Genomic DNA, 17808 nt, shown 5'->3' on the forward strand with positions numbered 1-17808 from the left:
TTCAGTCTGCGAATCCGTCAGGTTCCGCTCCAGACCACTCCCACGGAACCCACCCGGACCATTCACACGGCGACCCCCACCCTCCGGTCGGCGGGCGGGGTGATCCGGACGGTCCTGACGGGTGCGGAGAGCGCGGGCCGCGGCCGCCGGTCGGCCGCGGTTCCGGGGTGCCTGCGGCGGCCGCGACCGCCGCCGCCCGGGGGGATGGTGCCCGGTGCGGATGAGGCGGGCCGGGTGGCCCCCTCGCAGGTCAGTGGCTGCTTCCGGTCGCCGGTGACGGGCCGGGTCAGGGCACCGGCCCCAGGTCTTCCAGGCCGGCCAGGCCCACTGGGCGATCGGGGGTTCCGGGGGTCTCGGGCGGGAGTTGTTCGCACCAGATGACCTTGCCCTGCGGGGTGTAGCGGGTGCCCCAGCGGTGGGTGAGCTGGGCGACCAGGAAGATGCCGCGGCCGCCCTCGTCGGTGGTGGCGGCCCAGCGGAGGTGGGGGGCGGTGCTGGAGGCGTCGGTGACCTCGCAGACCAGGGTGGTGTCGTAGAGGAGGCGGACGCGGACCGGGGGCGCGCCGTAGCGGATGGCGTTGGTGATCAGTTCGCTGAGGATGAGTTCGGTGGCGAAGCCCAGCTCCTCCAGGCCCCAGCGGGCCACCTGGTGGGCGCAGGCCGTGCGGACCGGGGCCACCGCGGCCGGGTCCATCGGGACCTCCCACTCGGCCACCCGGTCGGCGGCCAGCAGGCTGGTCCGAGCCACCAGGAGGGCCACGTCGTCGGCCGGGTGGCCGACCAGGACGGTGCGGGTGACCGCCTCGCAGATCTCCTCCGGGGTCCGGTCGGCGTGGGCGGCCAGGGCGCCGCGCAGCCGCGTCAGCCCGACGTCGATGTCGGTGTCGCGGGTCTCCACCAGCCCGTCGGTGAAGAGCACCAGGCGGGAGCCGGTGGGGAGGTGGAGCTCGGTGGTCTCGAACGGGTGACCGCCGACGCCGAGCGGCGGGGAGACCGGGAGCTCCGGGTAGGTCACCGTGCCGTCCGGCGAGATCAGGGCCGGCCGCAGGTGGCCGGCCCCGGCCAGCACGCAGCTGCCGGAGACCGGGTCGTAGACCGCGTACACGCAGGTCGACCCCGCGATCTCCAGCCCCGCCACCTCCTCGTCCAGCTGGGCCACCAGTTCGTCCAGCCGGCCGAGCACCTCCTCCGGCGGCAGGTCCAGCGCGGAGAAGTTGCGGATGGTGGTGCGCAGCCGCCCCATCGCCACCGCCGCGCTGATGCCGTGGCCGACCACGTCGCCGACCACCAGCGCGGTGCGGAACCCCGGCAGGCCGATCACGTCGAACCAGTCCCCGCCGACCCCCGCGTGGGCCGGCAGGTAGCGGTACGCCACCTCCAGGCCGGTGCGCTCCGGCAGGCTGCGCGGCAGCAGGCTGTGCTGCAGGGCCACCGCGAGGCCGTGCTCCCGGGTGAACCGCCGGGCGTTGTCGATCGAGACCGCCGCCCGGGCCGCCAGCTCCTCCGCCAGCACCAGGTCGTCCTGGTCGAACGGCTCCCGCCCGGCCCCGCGCCGGAACTCCACCAGCCCCAGCACCAGCCCGCGCACCAGCAGCGGGGCCACCACCGCGGCCCCGTCCTCCGCCAGCACCGCCCGGGCCGTGGTCAGGCTGCCGCCCTGGGCCGCCCCGTCGCGGGCCGTGACCTCGCTGCCCACCGGGGCGACCCGCGGGTCCTCGGCCCCGCGGACGGCGGTGCGGCGCAGCCGGCGTCCGGCCCGTTCCGGATCCTCTCCCTGGGTCACCTCGTCCAGCAGGTCGACCGCGACGGTGTCGGCGAACCCGTCGACGGCCACCTCGGCGAGCTCCTCGCAGGTGCGGGTCATGTCCAGGGTGCGGCCGATCCGCATGCCCGCCTCGTGCAGCAGCCGGCTGCGCTGGCCGGCGGCGGCCATCCGGGTGCTGAGCTCGTGCAGCTCGGTCGAGTCGCGCAGCGTCACCACGCTGCCGGGCAGGCCGCCGTACGGGGCGGTGGGCCGCTTGTTGACCGCGAGCAGCCGGTCGCCGGCCCGGTGGATCACGTCGGTCACCTCGCCCCCGACACTCGCTCCGCTCTCGCCGGTGAGCAGCGCCGTGGTGGCCGGGTCCAGGCCCAGGTCGACGACCGGGCGCTGTTCGGCGTCGGGCGGCAGGTCGAGCAGCCGGCGGGCCTCGTCGTTGGCGAGCAGCAGCCGTCCGTCGTCGCTGACGATCAGCACGCCCTCGCGCACCGCGTGGAGCACCGCGTTGTGGTGGTCGTACATCCGGGCCAGCTCGGTGGGCCCGAGGCCGTGGGTCTGGCGCAGCAGCCGGCGGGCCGCCAGCGCGGTGGCGATCGCGGCCAGCGCGACGGCGGCGGCGGTGCCGCCGATCAGCACCGGCAGGTGGCTGGTGACCACCGAGTTGACCTTGCCGACGGTGATGTTGACCGCGACGACGCCCTTGCTGTGGCCGTCCGGCCCGAAGACCGGCACCGCGGTGGCGACGGAGCGGTACCCGTGGTCGGAGAGGTCGAAGGTGACCGAGCGGCCGGAGCGCAGCTCGGGCAGCACCTTCTGGGCCACCTCCGCCGGCGGGCTGTACGGCCGACCGAGGTAGTCGGGGTAGGGCGAGGTGAGCTGGACGAAGCTGGTGTCGAAGACCACCACCGAGTCCACCCCGGTGGTCATCCGCACCCGCTCGGCCTGGGGCTGCAGGGCGGCCGTCGGGTCGGCGCTCTCCAGGGCGGCCACCGTGCCGGGCGCGTGGGCGAAGGACTCGGCCACGCTGCTGGTCACCCGGCGGGCCTCGGCGTCGGCGCTGGAGCGGGCCTGCAGCACCATGGCCGCCACGGCCGCGGCCACCAGCAGCAGGACCACCACCAGCTCGCCGAGGAAGAGCCGCCCGGCCAGGCTGTGCACCGACAGCAGCGAGCGCACCCCGGTCACGCCCCGGGACCGCGCCTGCGCGCGATCCCCAGGCGATCCGGGCTGGCGTCGGTGTCCCACACCTCATCCTGGGCGGATGTCCGAGAGACCGGCAAGCCAGCCGCCGGTCGTGCCGAGGGTCGCCTGCTACCGGGAGCCCGGGCGGTCCGGCTGGCGAGCCGGGGCAGGACGACCGATCGGCAGACCGCCTCGTCCGGGTCGGTGGCGGGTCAGTGCTCCTGCGGCGGGACGTCCGCGACCTCCTCGGCGACCTTGGCCAGGGCCGCGATCGCGTCGGGTCGGTGGATGCCCGGCATGGCCACGACGGCGTGCTCGATACCCCAGCCGGCCAGTCTGGTCAGGTGGGCCACCGCGGCCTTCGGGTCGTTGCGCGGGTCGTCCTTCCAGGGGAAGTTGGTGAGCGCGGTCTTCTCGATCGCCTCGTAGGGCCGACCGAGGCGGGCGCAGTGCTCGCGCAGCACGGTGAGCTTGCGCGGCAGGTCCGGGGTGTCGAAGAGATTGCAGGCGTCGCCGTACTGGGCGACCAGCCGCAGGGTCTTCCGTTCGCCGGACCCGCCGATCAGGATCGGGGGGTGCGGGCGGTCGGCGTCGACCCGGCCCACCGGCGGCGGCGAGTTCAAGGGGCGGTCGAGGCGGTAGTGCCGGCCGAGGTGGGGAGTCTGGTCGTCCGAGAACATCTTCAGGATGATCTGCAGCGTCTCCTCCAGTCGCTCGAAGCGTTCGGCGACCGGCGGGAACGGCACGCCCAGCCCGGTGTGCTCCTCCTCGTACCAGGCGGCGCCGATCCCGAGGTACGTCCGCCCCTTGGACAGCACGTCGAGCGAGGTGATCAGCTTCCCGAGCAGGCCGGGGTGCCGGTAGGTCACACCCGTGCAGAGCGTCCCCAGGCTGATCCGCGAGGTGTGGGCAGCCGCGAACGACAGGGCCGTGTACCCGTCGAGCATCGGGTCCTCGGGGCGCCCGTTGTTCCGGGCCTGGAAGAAGTGGTCCATGACCCAGAGACTGGCCAGGCCCGCCTGGTCGGCCGTGCTCGCGATCCGAGCCAGGTGCTCGCCGATCTGGCCGGGGCCACCCGGCCACTTGAACGAGGGGACAGTCAGTCCGATGCGCATGTATGAGGTCCTTCGACGGTTCTTCGGGTGGTCTCAGCGGGAACTGGTGGTCGGGGACACCGGAGCGTCGATCCAGTAGCGCTTGGTGTCGAAGGCGTAGCTGGGGATCGGGGTCCGCCTGGGGGTGCGCCCCTGGTGGAGGGCGGCCCAGTCCACGGTGACCCCGTTGACCCAGAGGCGGGCGAGCGCGTCCCGGGTGGCGCGGGAGTCGTCGGTGGGGTCGGGGCCGACTTCGAGCAGGAGGGCCTCGGGGCGGTCGAGGAGCATCCGCTGGGCCGCTTCGGAGAGCGGTACGGTCGAGCGCAGCTGACCGGCCCAGTGGGCGGGGTCGGTGGCCTGCTCGGCGGAGAGCCACTCGCCGGTCGCCGTCGAGAGGACGGGGAGCTGCGGGGCCCGGAGCTCCAGGGCGCCCACCAGCTGCTCGAACTCGGCCCGCACGGCCTCGGACTCCGGTCGCTGCATGAGTTCGCCGCGCCGGCAGACCAGTCGCATGGCGTCGGGGAGGGTCCAGACGCCGGCGGTGGTGGCGGCGACGATCTCGCCGAGGGAGTGGCCGAGCATGGCGGTGGGGTGGATGCCCCAGGCGCGCCACTGTGCGGTCATGGCGGTCTGGACGGCGAAGAGGGCGGGTTGCTGGATGCGGGTCTGTTCGAGCAGGGCGGCGGCGTGGGGGGTGTCGGAGTCGGGTCCGTAGAGCAGGTCGCAGAGGTCCAGGTCGATATGGTCGCGGGCGAGTTGGGCGCAGTGCTGCATCACGTCGCGGAAGACGGTGTCCTGGGTGTGGAGGTGGCGGCCCATGCCGGGCCACTGGGTGCCGCCGCCGCCGTAGACGAAGGCGACGGTGGTGTCGGGGCGGGCGCGGCCGGTGATCCAGTCGGTGGTGCCGGTGCTGTCCGTGGTGGTGGCGGTGCGGTGTTCGTAGGCGGTGCGGCCGAGTTGGGAGGTGTAGGCGATGTCGGGGAGGTTGGTGGGGTCGGTGTCGGTGAGGAACTGCTCCCAGCGGGTGCGGGCCTGGTCGAGGGAGCGGGTGGTCTTGGCGGAGGCGAGGATCACGTGGTGGCGCGGGGTGTGGTCGTCGGTGTGCTGGTCGGTCTGCTCGGTGGTGGGGGGTTGTTCGAGGATGATGTGGCAGTTGGTGCCGCCGAGGCCGAAGGAGCTGACGCCGGCGCGGCGGGGGGTGGGGCCGGACCATTCGTTCAGTTCGGCGTTGACGTAGAAGGGGCTGTGGGCGAAGTCGATCCGGGGGTTGGGGGTGCGGTAGTGCAGGCTGGGTGGGATGAGGCCGCGCTCCACGCAGAGGACGGCCTTGATGAAGCCCGCGATCCCGGCCGCGTGGCTGAGGTGCCCGACGTTGGTCTTGACCGAGCCGAGGGCGCAGAAGCCGGTCTCGGTGGTGGTCTCGCGGAACGCCTCGGTGAGTGCGGCGACCTCGATCGGGTCGCCCAGGGCGGTGGCCGTTCCGTGGGCTTCGACGTAGCCGATCGAGCCGGCCTCGACGCCGGCGGTCTGCTGGGCCTCGCGGATCACGGCGGCCTGGCCGCTGATGCTGGGTGCGGTGAAGCCGGCCTTGTCCGAGCCGTCGTTGTTGACGGCGGAGCCGCGGATCACGGCCCGGATCGGGTCGCCGTCGCGCAGGGCGTCGGACAGCCGCTTCAGCACCACGATGCCGACCCCGCTGGTGAACACCGTGCCGGCGGCTTCGGCGTCGAAGGCCCGGCAGTGCCCGTCCGGGGAGGTCATCCCCCCGGGCTGGTGCCAGTAGCCGCTGCGCTCGGGGGTGCGGACATGGGCACCGCCGGAGACGGCGAGGTCGGCCTCGCCGGCGAGGAGGCTCCGGCAGGCGTGCGCGACCGCGACCAGCGCGGTCGAGCAGGCCGTGCTCACGCTGACGCTCGGCCCCTGGAGGTTCAGCCGGTAGGAGATCTGGGAGGCGGCGAAGTCCTTGTCGTTGCCCATGCCGGCGTAGGCCAGGTCGAACGTGGGGGAACCCTGGTGGGGGAGCAGGTTGTTGAGGAGGTAGCTGCTGGTGCCGGTACCGACGTAGACGGCGACTCGGCCGTCATGGCGCTGCGCGTCGTAGCCGGCGTCCTCCAGGGCCTCGTGCGAGCACATCAGGAGCATGCGCTGCTGCGGATCCATCAACTCGGCTTCACGGGGCGTCAACCGGAAGAGCGCGGCGTCGAAGAGGTCCACCCCGTCCGGGGCGCCGGCCGCGGCCACGTACTTCCGGTTCCCGAAGGCGGCCTGGCCGGCCGGCACCGAGGTGGGGGTGATCGACTCGACGCCGTCGACCAGGTTGGTCCAGAACGCCTCCACGCTGTCCGCGCCGGGCAGCCGGGCCGCCATGCCGATGACGGCCACCGCGGTCTCGTCCGCCACGCCCGCCGCCGTGCCGCCGGGGCCGGTCGCGGCGGCCGGGCCGGCTTCGGTCGAGGACGGCGCCAGGTGCTCGGCCAGCGCGGCGACGGTCGAGTACTTGAAGAGGTCGGTGACCGTCAGCGCCACCTCCAGGCGCTGCTTGATCTGCCGACTGGCCGCGATCATCAGCAGGGAGTCGGCGCCGAGCTCGAAGAAGTTCGCCTCGCGCTCGATGCCCGACCGCCCGAGCAGGTCCTGCCAGACGGCCAGCAGGATCTCCTCGGTCTCGGCCCGTGACCGCCGGATCGGCCGCGCGGACCGGTCCTCGGCAGCGGCCTGGTCCGCGCCGCCGGCCCGGCGCGCGAACCGGTCGGGCAGGCCGTGGTCGGACACGATCAGCCGGCGTCGGCCGTCCTGGATCGCGCGCTCGAACGCGGCCAGCCCGGAGGCCGCGGTGAGCTTCACCCGCCCGTCCTGCTCCTCCAGTTCGGCGACTGCGGGCGAGCGGCGCTCGGGTGCGGTCATCCCGAGGTCGCGCCAGGCGTCCCAGCCGATGGCGATCGCGCTCGCGGGTGCCTCGGCCGATTCGGCCCAGGCGTCCAGGAACGCGTTCGCGGCGCAGTAGTCGGCTTGGCCGACGCTGCCCAGCAGGGCCGCGCTGGAGGAGAAGACGGCGAAGAGGTCCAGCTCGTGGTGGCGGAAGACCTCGGCCAGCGCCAGTGTCCCGTCCACCTTCGGCGCCAGCACCCCGCTCATGTCCTCGGACCGCAGGAACTGCGCGAGCTTGCCGCCCACGAGACCGGCGGCGTGGACCACGCCGTGGACGGGCCCGAAGCGCTCCTCGGCCCGCTCCACCGCACTGCGCAGCGCCGGGCGGTCGGAGACGTCGAAGGACTCCAGGTGGACCTCCGCCCCCGCCGCTTCGAGGGCGCGCACGGTGGTGACGGCCCGACGGACGGCCGGATCGCCGGCCGGGTCCGCCTCGATCGCCGTCCAGTGCTCGCGGGCGGGGATCACCGTCCGCCCGGTCAGCACCAACCGGGCCTTGAACTTCTCGGCCAGCCGGGTCGCGATCAGCGCACCGATCCCGCCGAGTCCACCGGTGATCAGGTAGACGCCGCGTTCCCGGAGGGGCCGGGCGGGCTCCGCCCCGGCCTCCGGGGTGACCGGGACGAGCCGCTCGACCAGCCGCTCACCGTGGCGGTGGGCCACGAAGGAGTCGGGCAGCCCGGCGTCGAACTCGGCGGCGAGCGCGGCGAAGCCCTCGGCGCTCGCGGTCAGGTCGAGGACCCCGGCGGTCAGCGCGGGGTACTCCAACGGGAGCGTCTTGGCTGCTCCCAGCGCGATCCCGCCGACCGGGGACGCGATCGGGGCCTCGGAAGTCCGGGCGAGGCCCTCGACGACCAGCGCGAGGCGGGTCGGGGTGGTGGGGCGGCGCAGCCCCAGCGCCCGGGCGAGGTGCACCGGCGCGTGCAGCGCGAAGGTCTTGGCCTGCGCCAGGTCCGCCCCGGTGTCGGTGGTCCAGAGGTACAGGACGTTCCAGGTGGCCGACGGGGTGTGCTTCTCGACGGCCTGGACCAGGAGGTCGAAGTCCGCCGGCTCGTCGGGCGAGACCGTGAACGACCTGCTGCCCGTCTCGGCGAAAGTCTCGCCGACCTCGACGGTGGTCACCAGCTCGCCCAGGCCGGCCAGTGCGGGAGCCCAGGCCGCGGCGGTCTTCCCGCCGTTGGTGAACACCAGCCACTGCTGGGCGGCTGCCTCCGCGCGGGGCGCGGGCAGCGCGGCCGGCCGGAAGGCGGCGGTGTAGAAGCGGGTGGCCGTCGTGGTGGCGTCCACCACCTCCCGCTCGACCCAGTAGCGCTTGGTGTCGAAGGCGTAGGTGGGGATCGGGGTCCGCCTGGGGGCGCGCCCCTGGTGGAGGGCGGCCCAGTCCACGGTGACGCCGTTGACCCAGAGGTGGGCCAGTGCGTCCCGGGTGGTGCGGGAGTCGTCGGTGTAGGTACGGCCGTTGCCCATCGAGGAGAGCGCGATCCGGTCGGTGCCGGCCTCGAGTTCGCCGAGCAGCAGCTGGGCGGTGGCGCCGGGGCCGACTTCGAGCAGGAGGGCCTCGGGGCGGTCGAGGAGCATCCGCTGGACCGCCTCGGAGAACCGTACGGTCGAGCGCACCTGGCCGGCCCAGTAGGCGGGGTCGGTGGCCTGCTCGGCGGAGAGCCACTCGCCCGTCACCGTCGAGACGATGGGCAGCTGCGGGGCCTGGAACTCCAGGGTCCGCAGCCGGCGCTCGAATTCGCCGAGCATCGGGTCCATCATCGGCGAGTGCCCCGCGTGCGAGATGGTCAGCCGGCGGCAGCGGATCGCGCGCGCGGTCAGCGCAGCGGCGACCGCGTCCACGGCGTCCGCGTGACCGGTCAGGATGGTGCGGCGCGGGCCGTTGACCGCCGCGACCACGCACCTCGGGGCGGCCGACGGGTCGCTGAGTTCGGCGATGAGCTTGATGGCCTCGGCTTCGGAGACGTCCGCGGCGAGCATGGCGCCGGGGGCCTGCTGCTGCATGAGTTCGCCGCGCCAGCAGACCAGTCGCATGGCGTCGGGGAGGGTCCAGACGCCGGCGGTGGTGGCGGCGACGATCTCGCCGAGGGAGTGGCCGAGCATGGCGGTGGGGTGGATGCCCCAGGCGCGCCACTGTGCGGTCATGGCGGTCTGGACGGCGAAGAGGGCGGGTTGCTGGATGCGGGTCTGTTCGAGCAGGGCGGCGGCGTGGGGGGTGTCGGAGTCGGGTCCGTAGAGCAGGTCGCAGAGGTCCAGGTCGATGTGGTCGCGGGCGAGTTGGGCGCAGTGCTGCATCACGTCGCGGAAGACGGTGTCCTGGGTGTGGAGGTGGCGGCCCATGCCGGGCCACTGGGTGCCGCCGCCGCCGTAGACGAAGGCGACGGTGGTGTCGGGGCGGGCGCGGCCGGTGATCCAGTCGGTGGTGCCGGTGCTGTCCGTGGTGGTGGCGGTGCGGTGTTCGTAGGCGGTGCGGCCGAGTTGGGAGGTGTAGGCGATGTCGGGGAGGTTGGTGGGGTCGGTGTCGGTGAGGAACTGCTCCCAGCGGGTGCGGGCCTGGTCGAGGGAGCGGGTGGTCTTGGCGGAGGCGAGGATCACCTGGTGGCGCGGGGTGTGGTCGTCGGTGTGCCGGTCGGTCTGCTCGGTGGTGGGGGGTTGTTCGAGGATGATGTGGCAGTTGGTGCCGCCGAGGCCGAAGGAGCTGACGCCGGCGCGGCGGGGGGTGGGGCCGGACCATTCGTTCAGTTCGGCGTTGACGTAGAAGGGGCTGTGGGCGAAGTCGATCCGGGGGTTGGGGGTGCGGTAGTGCAGGCTGGGTGGGATGAGGCCGCGCTCCACGCAGAGGACGGCCTTGATGAAGCCCGCGATCCCGGATGCGGTGTCCAGGTGGCCGATGTTGGTCTTGACCGAGCCGAGGGCGCAGAAGCCGGTCTCGGTGGTGGTCTCGCGGAACGCCTCGGTGAGTGCGGCGACCTCGATCGGGTCGCCCAGGGCGGTGGCCGTTCCGTGGGCTTCGACGTAGCCGATCGAGCCGGCCTCGACGCCGGCGGTCTGCTGGGCCTCGAAGATCACGGCGGCCTGGCCGCTGATGCTGGGTGCGGTGAAGCCGACCTTGTCCGAGCCGTCGTTGTTGACGGCGGAGCCGCGGATCACGGCCCGGATCGGGTCGCCGTCGCGCAGGGCGTCGGACAGCCGCTTCAGCACCACCACGCCGACCCCGCTGCCGCCGACCGTCCCGCCGGCTTCGGCGTCGAAGGCCCGGCAGTGCCCGTCCGGGGAGAAGATGTTCCCCTCCTGGTACAGGTAGCCGCCGTTCTGCAGCACGTTGATGCTCGAACCGCCCGCCAGGGCGGTGTCGCACTCGAAGCCCAGCAGGCTGACGCAGGCCTGGTGCACCGCGACGAGGGAGGTGGAGCAGGCCGTCGAGAGCGTCATGCTGGGGCCGGTCAGGCCGAGCCGGTGGGAGACCTGGGTGGCCGCGTAGTCCTTGTCGTTGAAGAGGGAGATCTGCCGGGCGAACGAGGCGAGCAGATCCGCCCGGGGCATCAGGTGGTGCATGGCGTAGCCGCTGCGGCCCACACCCATGAACACACCGACCGCCGACCGCTCCCCGCCGAGGCGGTGGCCGGAGTCCTCGATCGCCTCGACGGCCGTCTGCAGCAGGAGCCGCTGCTGCGGATCCATCAATTCGGCCTCGCGGTCGGTGAAACCGAAATAGCCCGGGTCGAACAGGTCGATCCGGTCGAGGATTCCGCCGGCCTTCACCAGATCGGAATTCCCGATGACCGCCGGATCTCCGTGCACGGCGAGCACGTCGTCATCGTCGAGGCGGGAGATCGATTCGGTACCGGCCACCAGATTCCGCCAGAATTCGGCGTAGTTGTCGGCACCCGGCACGCGCAGAGCGAGCCCAACGACGGCGATGTGTTCCATGCTCATCGACGACATCCGTTCACGTAGGAAGATGACAAGCACCCTAATGACGGCGACTGGAGTGCCCGTGAAGTCCGGCTGCCCGGTAATGCAGGGGCGGTGATCCGTCGAAAGACGGACGCCCCGGCGCTTCGTGGCACAGCGTCAGGGCGTCCGTGGGCGCGCCGGTCTCCCGGCCCGGGTCAGGGGTGCTCCGGGCCGCCGCGCAGGGAGAGCGGCCGCATGTCCGTCCAGTGTTCGTCGACCCACCGCAGGCACTCCTCCTGGGAGCCGGACGGCCCCGCGTCCCGCCAGCCCTCCGGGGCGGCCCGATCGGCGAACCAGATCGAGTACTGCTCCTCGTGGTTGACGACGACTCGGTACCGGGTGCCGCTCTCGTCCTCAGTCATGGTCCGTTCCTCCTCGGGTGTACATGTCCGCCAGCGATTGGCGGTTGTCCCAGTCCGGGTCGAAGGCCGACCGGAAGGCGTCCTCGTCCCAGGGCTCGCCGGCGAGCTCGGTCAGCCGGTGGACCAAGGTGCGGCAGAAGATCTCGTAGGTCCGCTCGTCCGCGGGGACCTCCGCCGTCCAGTCGCGCCGGCCGAAGACCTTGCCGAGCAGGGCCTCGTCCTGGTCGAAGGAGCGCGAGTCCAGGAACATCCCCTGGTTCCGGGCGTGGAAGCCATCCTGACGGTCGAGCAGCCCGACGAACTCCTCGGTGAGCCGGTCGGCGGACTCCAGCAGCCGGGCCAGCTTGCCCGCCAGCACCTGCTCGTCGCACTCGCAGTCCGTGCCGTGGGTGCGGCTGAAGTGGAGCAGGATCCGGTGGTCCTCCAGCGCGTCCGGCACGATCCGGTTGTAGTAGACCCGCTGCCGCAGGGCGAACCAGGCCGACCAGGCGTCGAAGGAGCCCCGGGAGAGGTAGTGGCCGGGGGAGTTGAGCAGCTTCTTGAACCGGCTGCGCATCCGGATGTGGAAGTGGTGCACCATGCCCGGCAGCTCGTGGGTGCGGCCGGCGCGGTCGGACTTGATGAACTCGCCGATCAGCTTGTTGTTCTCGGTGAACATCCAGGAGGAGGCGGCGAACATCGGGTCGAGCACGGTGCCGGCGCTCCCGGTCAGGAACCAGCGCTGCACCGAGAACTGCTCCTGGGCGAACCGCGAGAAGCTCCGCCGCGTCCCGAACGCCTCCGGACGCGGCTGCGGCCCGAGCACCTGGGCGATCGCCCGGTGCCCGCGGAGGAAGTCGAGCAACTCCTCGGCGGAGGCCACCGGAGGGCTGACGTGCCGCCGGTCGAAGGTGACGCCGATGCTGTACTGCGATTCGGTCAGCGGGATCAGCCAGATCCAGTAGCCCCGGTACATGAAGTACGCCGTCGAGGCACCGCGGCCCCAGTGCGGGACCCGGCCGCGCCACGGCTTGCTGCCGAGCTCGTCGAGCGACAGGCAGCCGTCGAAGCGGGCCCAGGCGGCGCCGATCGGGTTGCGGTCGTCCTCGGGCGCCAGCTCCAGCATGCGGGCGATCGGCGACTCCTCGCCGGCCGCGTCCACCAGCCACCTGCACCGGATGGTGCCGCCGGTGGTCCGCACCCGGTGGCCGCGCTCCCCGTCGAGCGAGATCGCGTCGTCCGGCACCTCGGTGCCCAGCAGGACGCGCACGCCCCGCCCGCGGTTCAGCTCGCACAGAGCCCGCTCGACCGCCGGCCGGTCGATCAGGTACGTCGGGATCGGGTGTGGAGTCCGCCCGCCGATCTCGGACATCCGGTCGATCGGCAGGTCCCGGTCGGGCGAGTCGAAGAAGTAGCGCAGGCCGGAGCTCACCAGGTGGTGTTTGCGCAGGTACGGGCCGAGCCGCAGCACGCGGTTCGCGTAGTTGGAGAACTCCTCCCCGGAGGGTTCGTCCATGCCCGGCCGGAACTCGGTGGCCCGGTCCACCACCACCACGTCCAGGTCGGGCTGCTCCAGGCTGAGTTGGCGGGCCAGCGAGCCACCGGCGATCCCTGCCCCGATGATCAGGACATCGCAGTCGAGGTCGGCCTCATCGCCCATCGGGCGTCCCGTCCAGTCCGAGCTCGGCCGCCAGTACCCGGGCGACGGTCTCGGCGTTGCGGGGGCCGAACACCGTGCCGTAGTCGCCGGGGAGCACCCGGGTGTCCAGCCCGCCCAGGGCCAGCTCGGTCCAGGCCAGGTCGGGACGGGCCGGGTCGATCCCCTCCCGGCGCTCCTGCGCGAGGAAGTAGAGGATCCTTCCCTGGTACGGGGCCGGCCGGTAGGCGTGCAGGGCCCGCACGTTGGTCCGGTACACCTTGAGGATCTCGTGCGCGTACGCGTCGTTCACCGCGGTCAGCCCCTCGGCCGACATCCGTTCGGCGAGCAGCGCCTCGGCCTCCGCCCCGGTCAGCGCGCCGTGCCGGTCCGGCGGCATCTGCCCCGGGCCGGGGGTGTCGAACAGCGCGAGCAGCCGGACGGCCTCGCCCTCGGCGCGCAGCCGCTGGGCCATCTCCAGGGCCACCAGACCACCGAAGGCCGCTCCGCCGAGCGCGTAGGGGCCCGCCGGCTGGACACCGCGCAGCTCCGCCAGGTAGCGCTCGGCGAGCTCCTCGACGGTGCCCAGCGGCTCGGCGCCGTCCCGCAGACCGGCGGCCTGGAAGCCGAGGACCGGCTGTGCCGCGGGCAGGCACCGGCTCAGCTCCCGGTAGAAGTACACGCTGCCGCCGACCGGGTGCAGCAGGAAGAGCGGCGGCCGGCCGGCCGCGCCCTCGCGGAGGGTGACCAGAGAGGCCCCGCGCTCCGCCCCGGCCCCGGCCCCGGCCGTCTCGACGAAGGCGGCCACGCCCGCCGCCGTGGGGGCGTCGAGCATGATCTGGTGCGGGAGGTCGACGCCGAGCTCCTCGGACACCCGGGCCGCCACCTGGAGGGCCATCAGGGAGTCGCCGCCCAGGTCGAAGAAGTCGTCCTCGACCCCGATCGGGCTGATCCCCAGCACCTCCTCCAGCACCCCCACCACCGACCGCTCGGCCGGCGTCCTCGGTACCACGTAGTCCGTGCTCACCGATTCCGGTCGGTCGTACATCGACGTCACAGCCGACTCCCTCACTGGTTGCCCGATTTTCGACCGCCAGGCTACGGATGCCGACTGAAATGCCCGTGAAATCTCGCTACCCCGAATGAAGTACGGCTTCGGGCCGTGGAGTCGGGGGAGACGGCGTCAGTCCGCCGTCAGCTCGCGGGCGAACTGGGCGGTGAACAGCCGGGCGTAGGGGCCGTCCGCGCCGATGAGTTCGCGGTGGTGCCCCTGTTCGACGATCCGGCCCTCCGCCATCACCAGGATGGTGTCGGCCTCGCGGATGGTGGAGAGCCGGTGCGCGATCACGAAGCTGGTGCGGCCCTCCCGCAGCGAGGTCAGGCCCCGCTGGACGAGCATCTCGGTGCGGGTGTCCACCGAGCTGGTGGCCTCGTCCAGGATGAGCAGGGCGGGGCGGAGCAGGAAGGCGCGGGCGATCGTCACCAGCTGCCGCTCGCCCGCGCTGAGGTTCGCGCCCTCCTCGTCCAGCACGGTGTCGTAGCCGTCGGGAAGGGTGCGGATGAACCGGTCCGCGTGGGTGGCCCGGGCGGCGGCGACGATCTCCGCGCGGGAGGCTCCGGGCATGCCGTAGGCGATGTTGTCGGCGATCGTCCCGGCGGACAGCCAGGTGTCCTGGAGCACCATCCCGATGCCGGAGCGCAACTCCTCCCGGCTCATCCGGCGGATGTCGGTGCCGTCCAGGGTGATGGTGCCGGCCGTGGTCTCGTGAAACCGCATCAGGAGGTTGACGAGGGTGGTCTTCCCGGCTCCGGTGGGGCCGACCACGGCGACGGTCCGGCCGGGTTCGACGGTCAGCGAGAGGTCCTCGATCACCGGCCGGCCCGGCTCGTAGCCGAACGAGACCCGTTCGAACGCGACCCGGCCGGCGATCCGGTCGGGCCGCTCGGGGGAGAGCGGATCCGGGCTCTGCTCCTCGGCGTCCAGCAACTCGAAGACCCGCTCGGCGGAGACCACCCCGGACTGGACGATGTTGGTCAGTGAGGCCATCTGGTTGATCAGGTTGTTGAAGGTGAGCGTGTAGCCGAGGAACGCCTGCAGCGCACCGATCGTCAGGGCGCCGGAGGACAGCTCCAGGCCGCCGAGGACGGCGACCAGCACGAAGTTGAGGTAGCCGAGGAAATCGACGGCCGGCCCGATGGATCCGGACAGGAACTGGGCGCGGTGGCCGGCCCGGTAGACGGCTTCGTTGCGCTCGGCGAACGCCTCGGCCGCCGACCGCGAATCCCCGTGGCTCTTCACCAGCTCGTGGCCGCTGTACGTCTCCTCGACGAAGGCGTTGAGCTCGCCGACGGCCTCCCCCTGGCGGACGGCCTGCGGCCGGGCCCGCCGGGCGAAGGACTTGGTGAGCAGGGCCGCCAGCGGGATCGTGCCCAGCGAGCAGAGCGTGAGCAGCGGCGACAGCCACAGCATGATCGCCAGGGCGCCGATCGCGAGCAGCAGGGAGTTGATCAGCCGGGTGAGGATCTGCCAGAGGGTGAGCGCGATGTTGTCGACGTCCGTGGTGACCCGGGAGAGCACCTCCCCCCGGGGTCGGCCGTCGAGGTAACTCAGCGGTAGCCGGGTGAGTTTGGTCTGGCAGGCCGACCGGAGCCGGTGGGCCGTGCGCTGCGAGGCGCGCTGGGCGAGCCGTCCGCGGGCGAGGCCGCAGAGCGAGGCAGCCAGCACCACACCGGTGGCGGCCAGCAGCATCGGGCCGATCCGGCCGGTGTCGGCCCCGGTCCGGCCGGGGGCGCCCGTCACGATCAGGTCGGTGACGTGGCCGAGCAGCCGGGGAAGGGTCACCGCCAGCGCGGCGCTCGCACCCGCGGCCAGCAGGGCGAGGGCGACCAGCCGGCGGTCCGGCCCCATCGTGCCCAGCAGCCGTGGTGCGGAGCGGCGGAAGGCCCGCGGCCCGCCCTCGCCGGGGCCGTTCACCACCCGGGCGGCGGTGTTGGCGGTGCTCACGCGGCCTCCTCCTCTACGAGTTGGGAGGAGACGATCTCCTGGTAGGTGGGGTTGTCGCGGAGCAGTTCGGCGTGGGTGCCGGCGCCGACCACCTGCCCCTCGTCGAGGACGAGGATCCGGTCCGCGTCGCGGATGGTGGACACCCGCTGGGCGACGATGACCACCGTCGCGTCTGCGGTCTCGGCGGCCAGGGCCTCCCGCACCGCCGCGTCGGTGGCCTGGTCCAGGGCCGAGAAGCAGTCGTCGAACAGGTAGACGTCCGGCCGGGCGGCCAGCGCGCGGGCGATGGCCAGCCGTTGCCGTTGGCCGCCGGAGAGGTTCCGGCCGCCCCGGGTGATCGGGTGGTCCAGGCCGCCGGGGAGTGCCTCGACGAACTCGCGGGCCTGCGCGATCTCCAGCGCCCGCCAGAGCCGGTCCTCGTCGGCCTCCGGGGCGCCGTGGCGGAGGTTGGCGCCGACCGTCCCCGAGAAGAGGTGGGGCTGCTGGGGTACGAGGCGCACGGCCCGGGTCAGCAGGGCCGGGTCCAGCTCGCGCACGTCCACCCCGCCGACCCGGGCGCTGCCGGAGTCGGCGTCGAACAGTCGGGGCACCAGCCGGAGCAGGGTCGACTTGCCGCTGCCGGTGGACCCGATGACGGCGGTGGTCTCGCCCGGGCGGGCGACCAGGTCGGCGCCGCGCAGCACGGGCAACTCGGCCCCCGGGTAGCGGAAGACCACCTCCCGGAGCTCCAGCAGCCCTCTCGACTCGAAGGCGCGGACCGGGTGCCGGGGCGGCCGGACGCTGGGCTCGGCGGCCAGCACCTCCTGGATGCGCTCGGCGCAGGTCCGCGCGCGGGGGGCGATCTGGAAGGCCGTGGTTGCCAGCAGCACGGCCTGCAGGATCTGCACCAGGTAGTTGAGCAGTGCCACCATCGAGCCGACCTGCATCGAGCCGGCCTGCACCCGGTGGCCGCCGAACCAGAGCACCGCGATGTTCGAGCACTCGATGATCAGCAGCACGCTCGGGTTCATGAACGCCTGGACCCGGCCGAGTCGGTACCCGACCTCCCGCAGCTCCGTGGTGGCCGCGCCGAACCGCTCGCCCTCCCGCCGGTCCTGGACGAACGCCCGGACCACCCGGACGCCGGCGATCTGCTCGCGCAGGGTGCGGTTGACCCGGTCGACCAGCTGCTGCTGGGAGGCGGAGAGCGGCGCCATCGCGCGCAGGATCAGGACGAAGGCGAGGACGAGGGTGGCCAGGCCGGCCAGGAGGAGCAGGGACATCGGGACGTCCTGGCGGAACGCCATCAGCACACCGCCGAGGCCCACGATCGGTGCCGTCACCATCATCGCGAGGGTCATCAGCACCAGCGACTGGACCTGCTGCACGTCGTTGGTGGTCCGGGTGAGCAGCGAGGACGTGCCGAAGCGCCCGACCTCCCGGAGCGACAGCTCCTGCACCCGGTGGAAGACGGCGGCCCGCAGGTCGCGCCCGAGCGCGGCGGCGGTCCGCGCGGCGAGGCGGAAGGCCGAGACCGCGCTCAGGACCTGGACGAGCGTGGCGGCCAGCATCACCGCGCCGACGCGCAGGACGTAGCCACCGTCACCCTTGGCCACGCCGCTGTCGACGATGTCGGCGTTGAGCGCCGGCAGCGTGAGCGCGGCGAAGGACTGGACGAGTTGGAGCGCGACGACCACCGCGACCCAGCCGCGGTAGGGGCGCAGGTAGGTGCTCAGGAGCCGACCCGGCACGACACCGTTCCTCTCATGGACATGCTCAACGAAGATGGTGCGTCCGCCACGCTAGCCCGAACGCCCTCCGGGAAGACGGCCGGGGGCGACCGCTCCAGTCCCGCTGCACCGCAGTGCAGCGGAATTCCACCGGGAATTCACTCGGGTACGACCGGTGCCGGAGCCGAAGGGCCGTGC

General features: G+C 72.9%; 8 protein-coding genes. All 8 read right to left on the reverse strand.

What is annotated here, in order from left to right:
* Positions 1–286 precede the first annotated feature (286 nt).
* Positions 287–2944, reverse strand: coding sequence for a SpoIIE family protein phosphatase (locus CFP65_RS28905; RefSeq protein ID WP_104818938.1), 2658 nt, complete (start codon positions 2942–2944; stop codon positions 287–289).
* A 209-nt stretch (positions 2945–3153) separates the two neighbouring features.
* A complete protein-coding gene (locus CFP65_RS28910; RefSeq protein ID WP_104818939.1) occupies positions 3154–4056 on the reverse strand; it encodes an LLM class F420-dependent oxidoreductase in 903 nt (300 codons plus the stop codon).
* Between the two features lie 33 nt (positions 4057–4089).
* Positions 4090–10899, reverse strand: a complete 6810-nt coding sequence (locus CFP65_RS28915; RefSeq protein ID WP_158702402.1) for a type I polyketide synthase — start codon at positions 10897–10899, stop codon at positions 4090–4092.
* Positions 10900–11075: 176 nt separating this feature from the next.
* On the reverse strand, positions 11076–11282 hold the full coding sequence (locus CFP65_RS28920; protein ID WP_104818941.1) for an MbtH family NRPS accessory protein: 207 nt from the start codon (positions 11280–11282) through the stop codon (positions 11076–11078).
* On the reverse strand, positions 11275–12921 hold the full coding sequence (locus tag CFP65_RS28925) for an NAD(P)/FAD-dependent oxidoreductase (protein ID WP_104818942.1): 1647 nt from the start codon (positions 12919–12921) through the stop codon (positions 11275–11277). Before CFP65_RS28925 ends, CFP65_RS28920 begins: the two co-directional genes overlap by 8 nt.
* Entirely contained in the window at positions 12911–13924 is a 1014-nt protein-coding gene (locus tag CFP65_RS28930; protein WP_158702403.1) for a thioesterase domain-containing protein, read from the reverse strand. Before CFP65_RS28930 ends, CFP65_RS28925 begins: the two co-directional genes overlap by 11 nt.
* A 156-nt stretch (positions 13925–14080) precedes the next feature.
* Complete coding sequence (locus CFP65_RS28935) at positions 14081–15901, reverse strand: ABC transporter ATP-binding protein (RefSeq protein WP_254552622.1); 1821 nt, start codon at positions 15899–15901, stop codon at positions 14081–14083.
* Positions 15898–17631, reverse strand: a complete 1734-nt coding sequence (locus CFP65_RS28940) for an ABC transporter ATP-binding protein (RefSeq protein WP_104818944.1) — start codon at positions 17629–17631, stop codon at positions 15898–15900. The genes CFP65_RS28935 and CFP65_RS28940 overlap by 4 nt, the downstream gene beginning before the upstream one ends.
* Between the last annotated feature and the right edge of the window lie 177 nt (positions 17632–17808).

Origin of the sequence: Kitasatospora sp. MMS16-BH015 (genome assembly GCF_002943525.1) — a bacterium.
In the GTDB taxonomy this organism is placed as follows: Bacteria; Actinomycetota; Actinomycetes; order Streptomycetales; family Streptomycetaceae; genus Kitasatospora.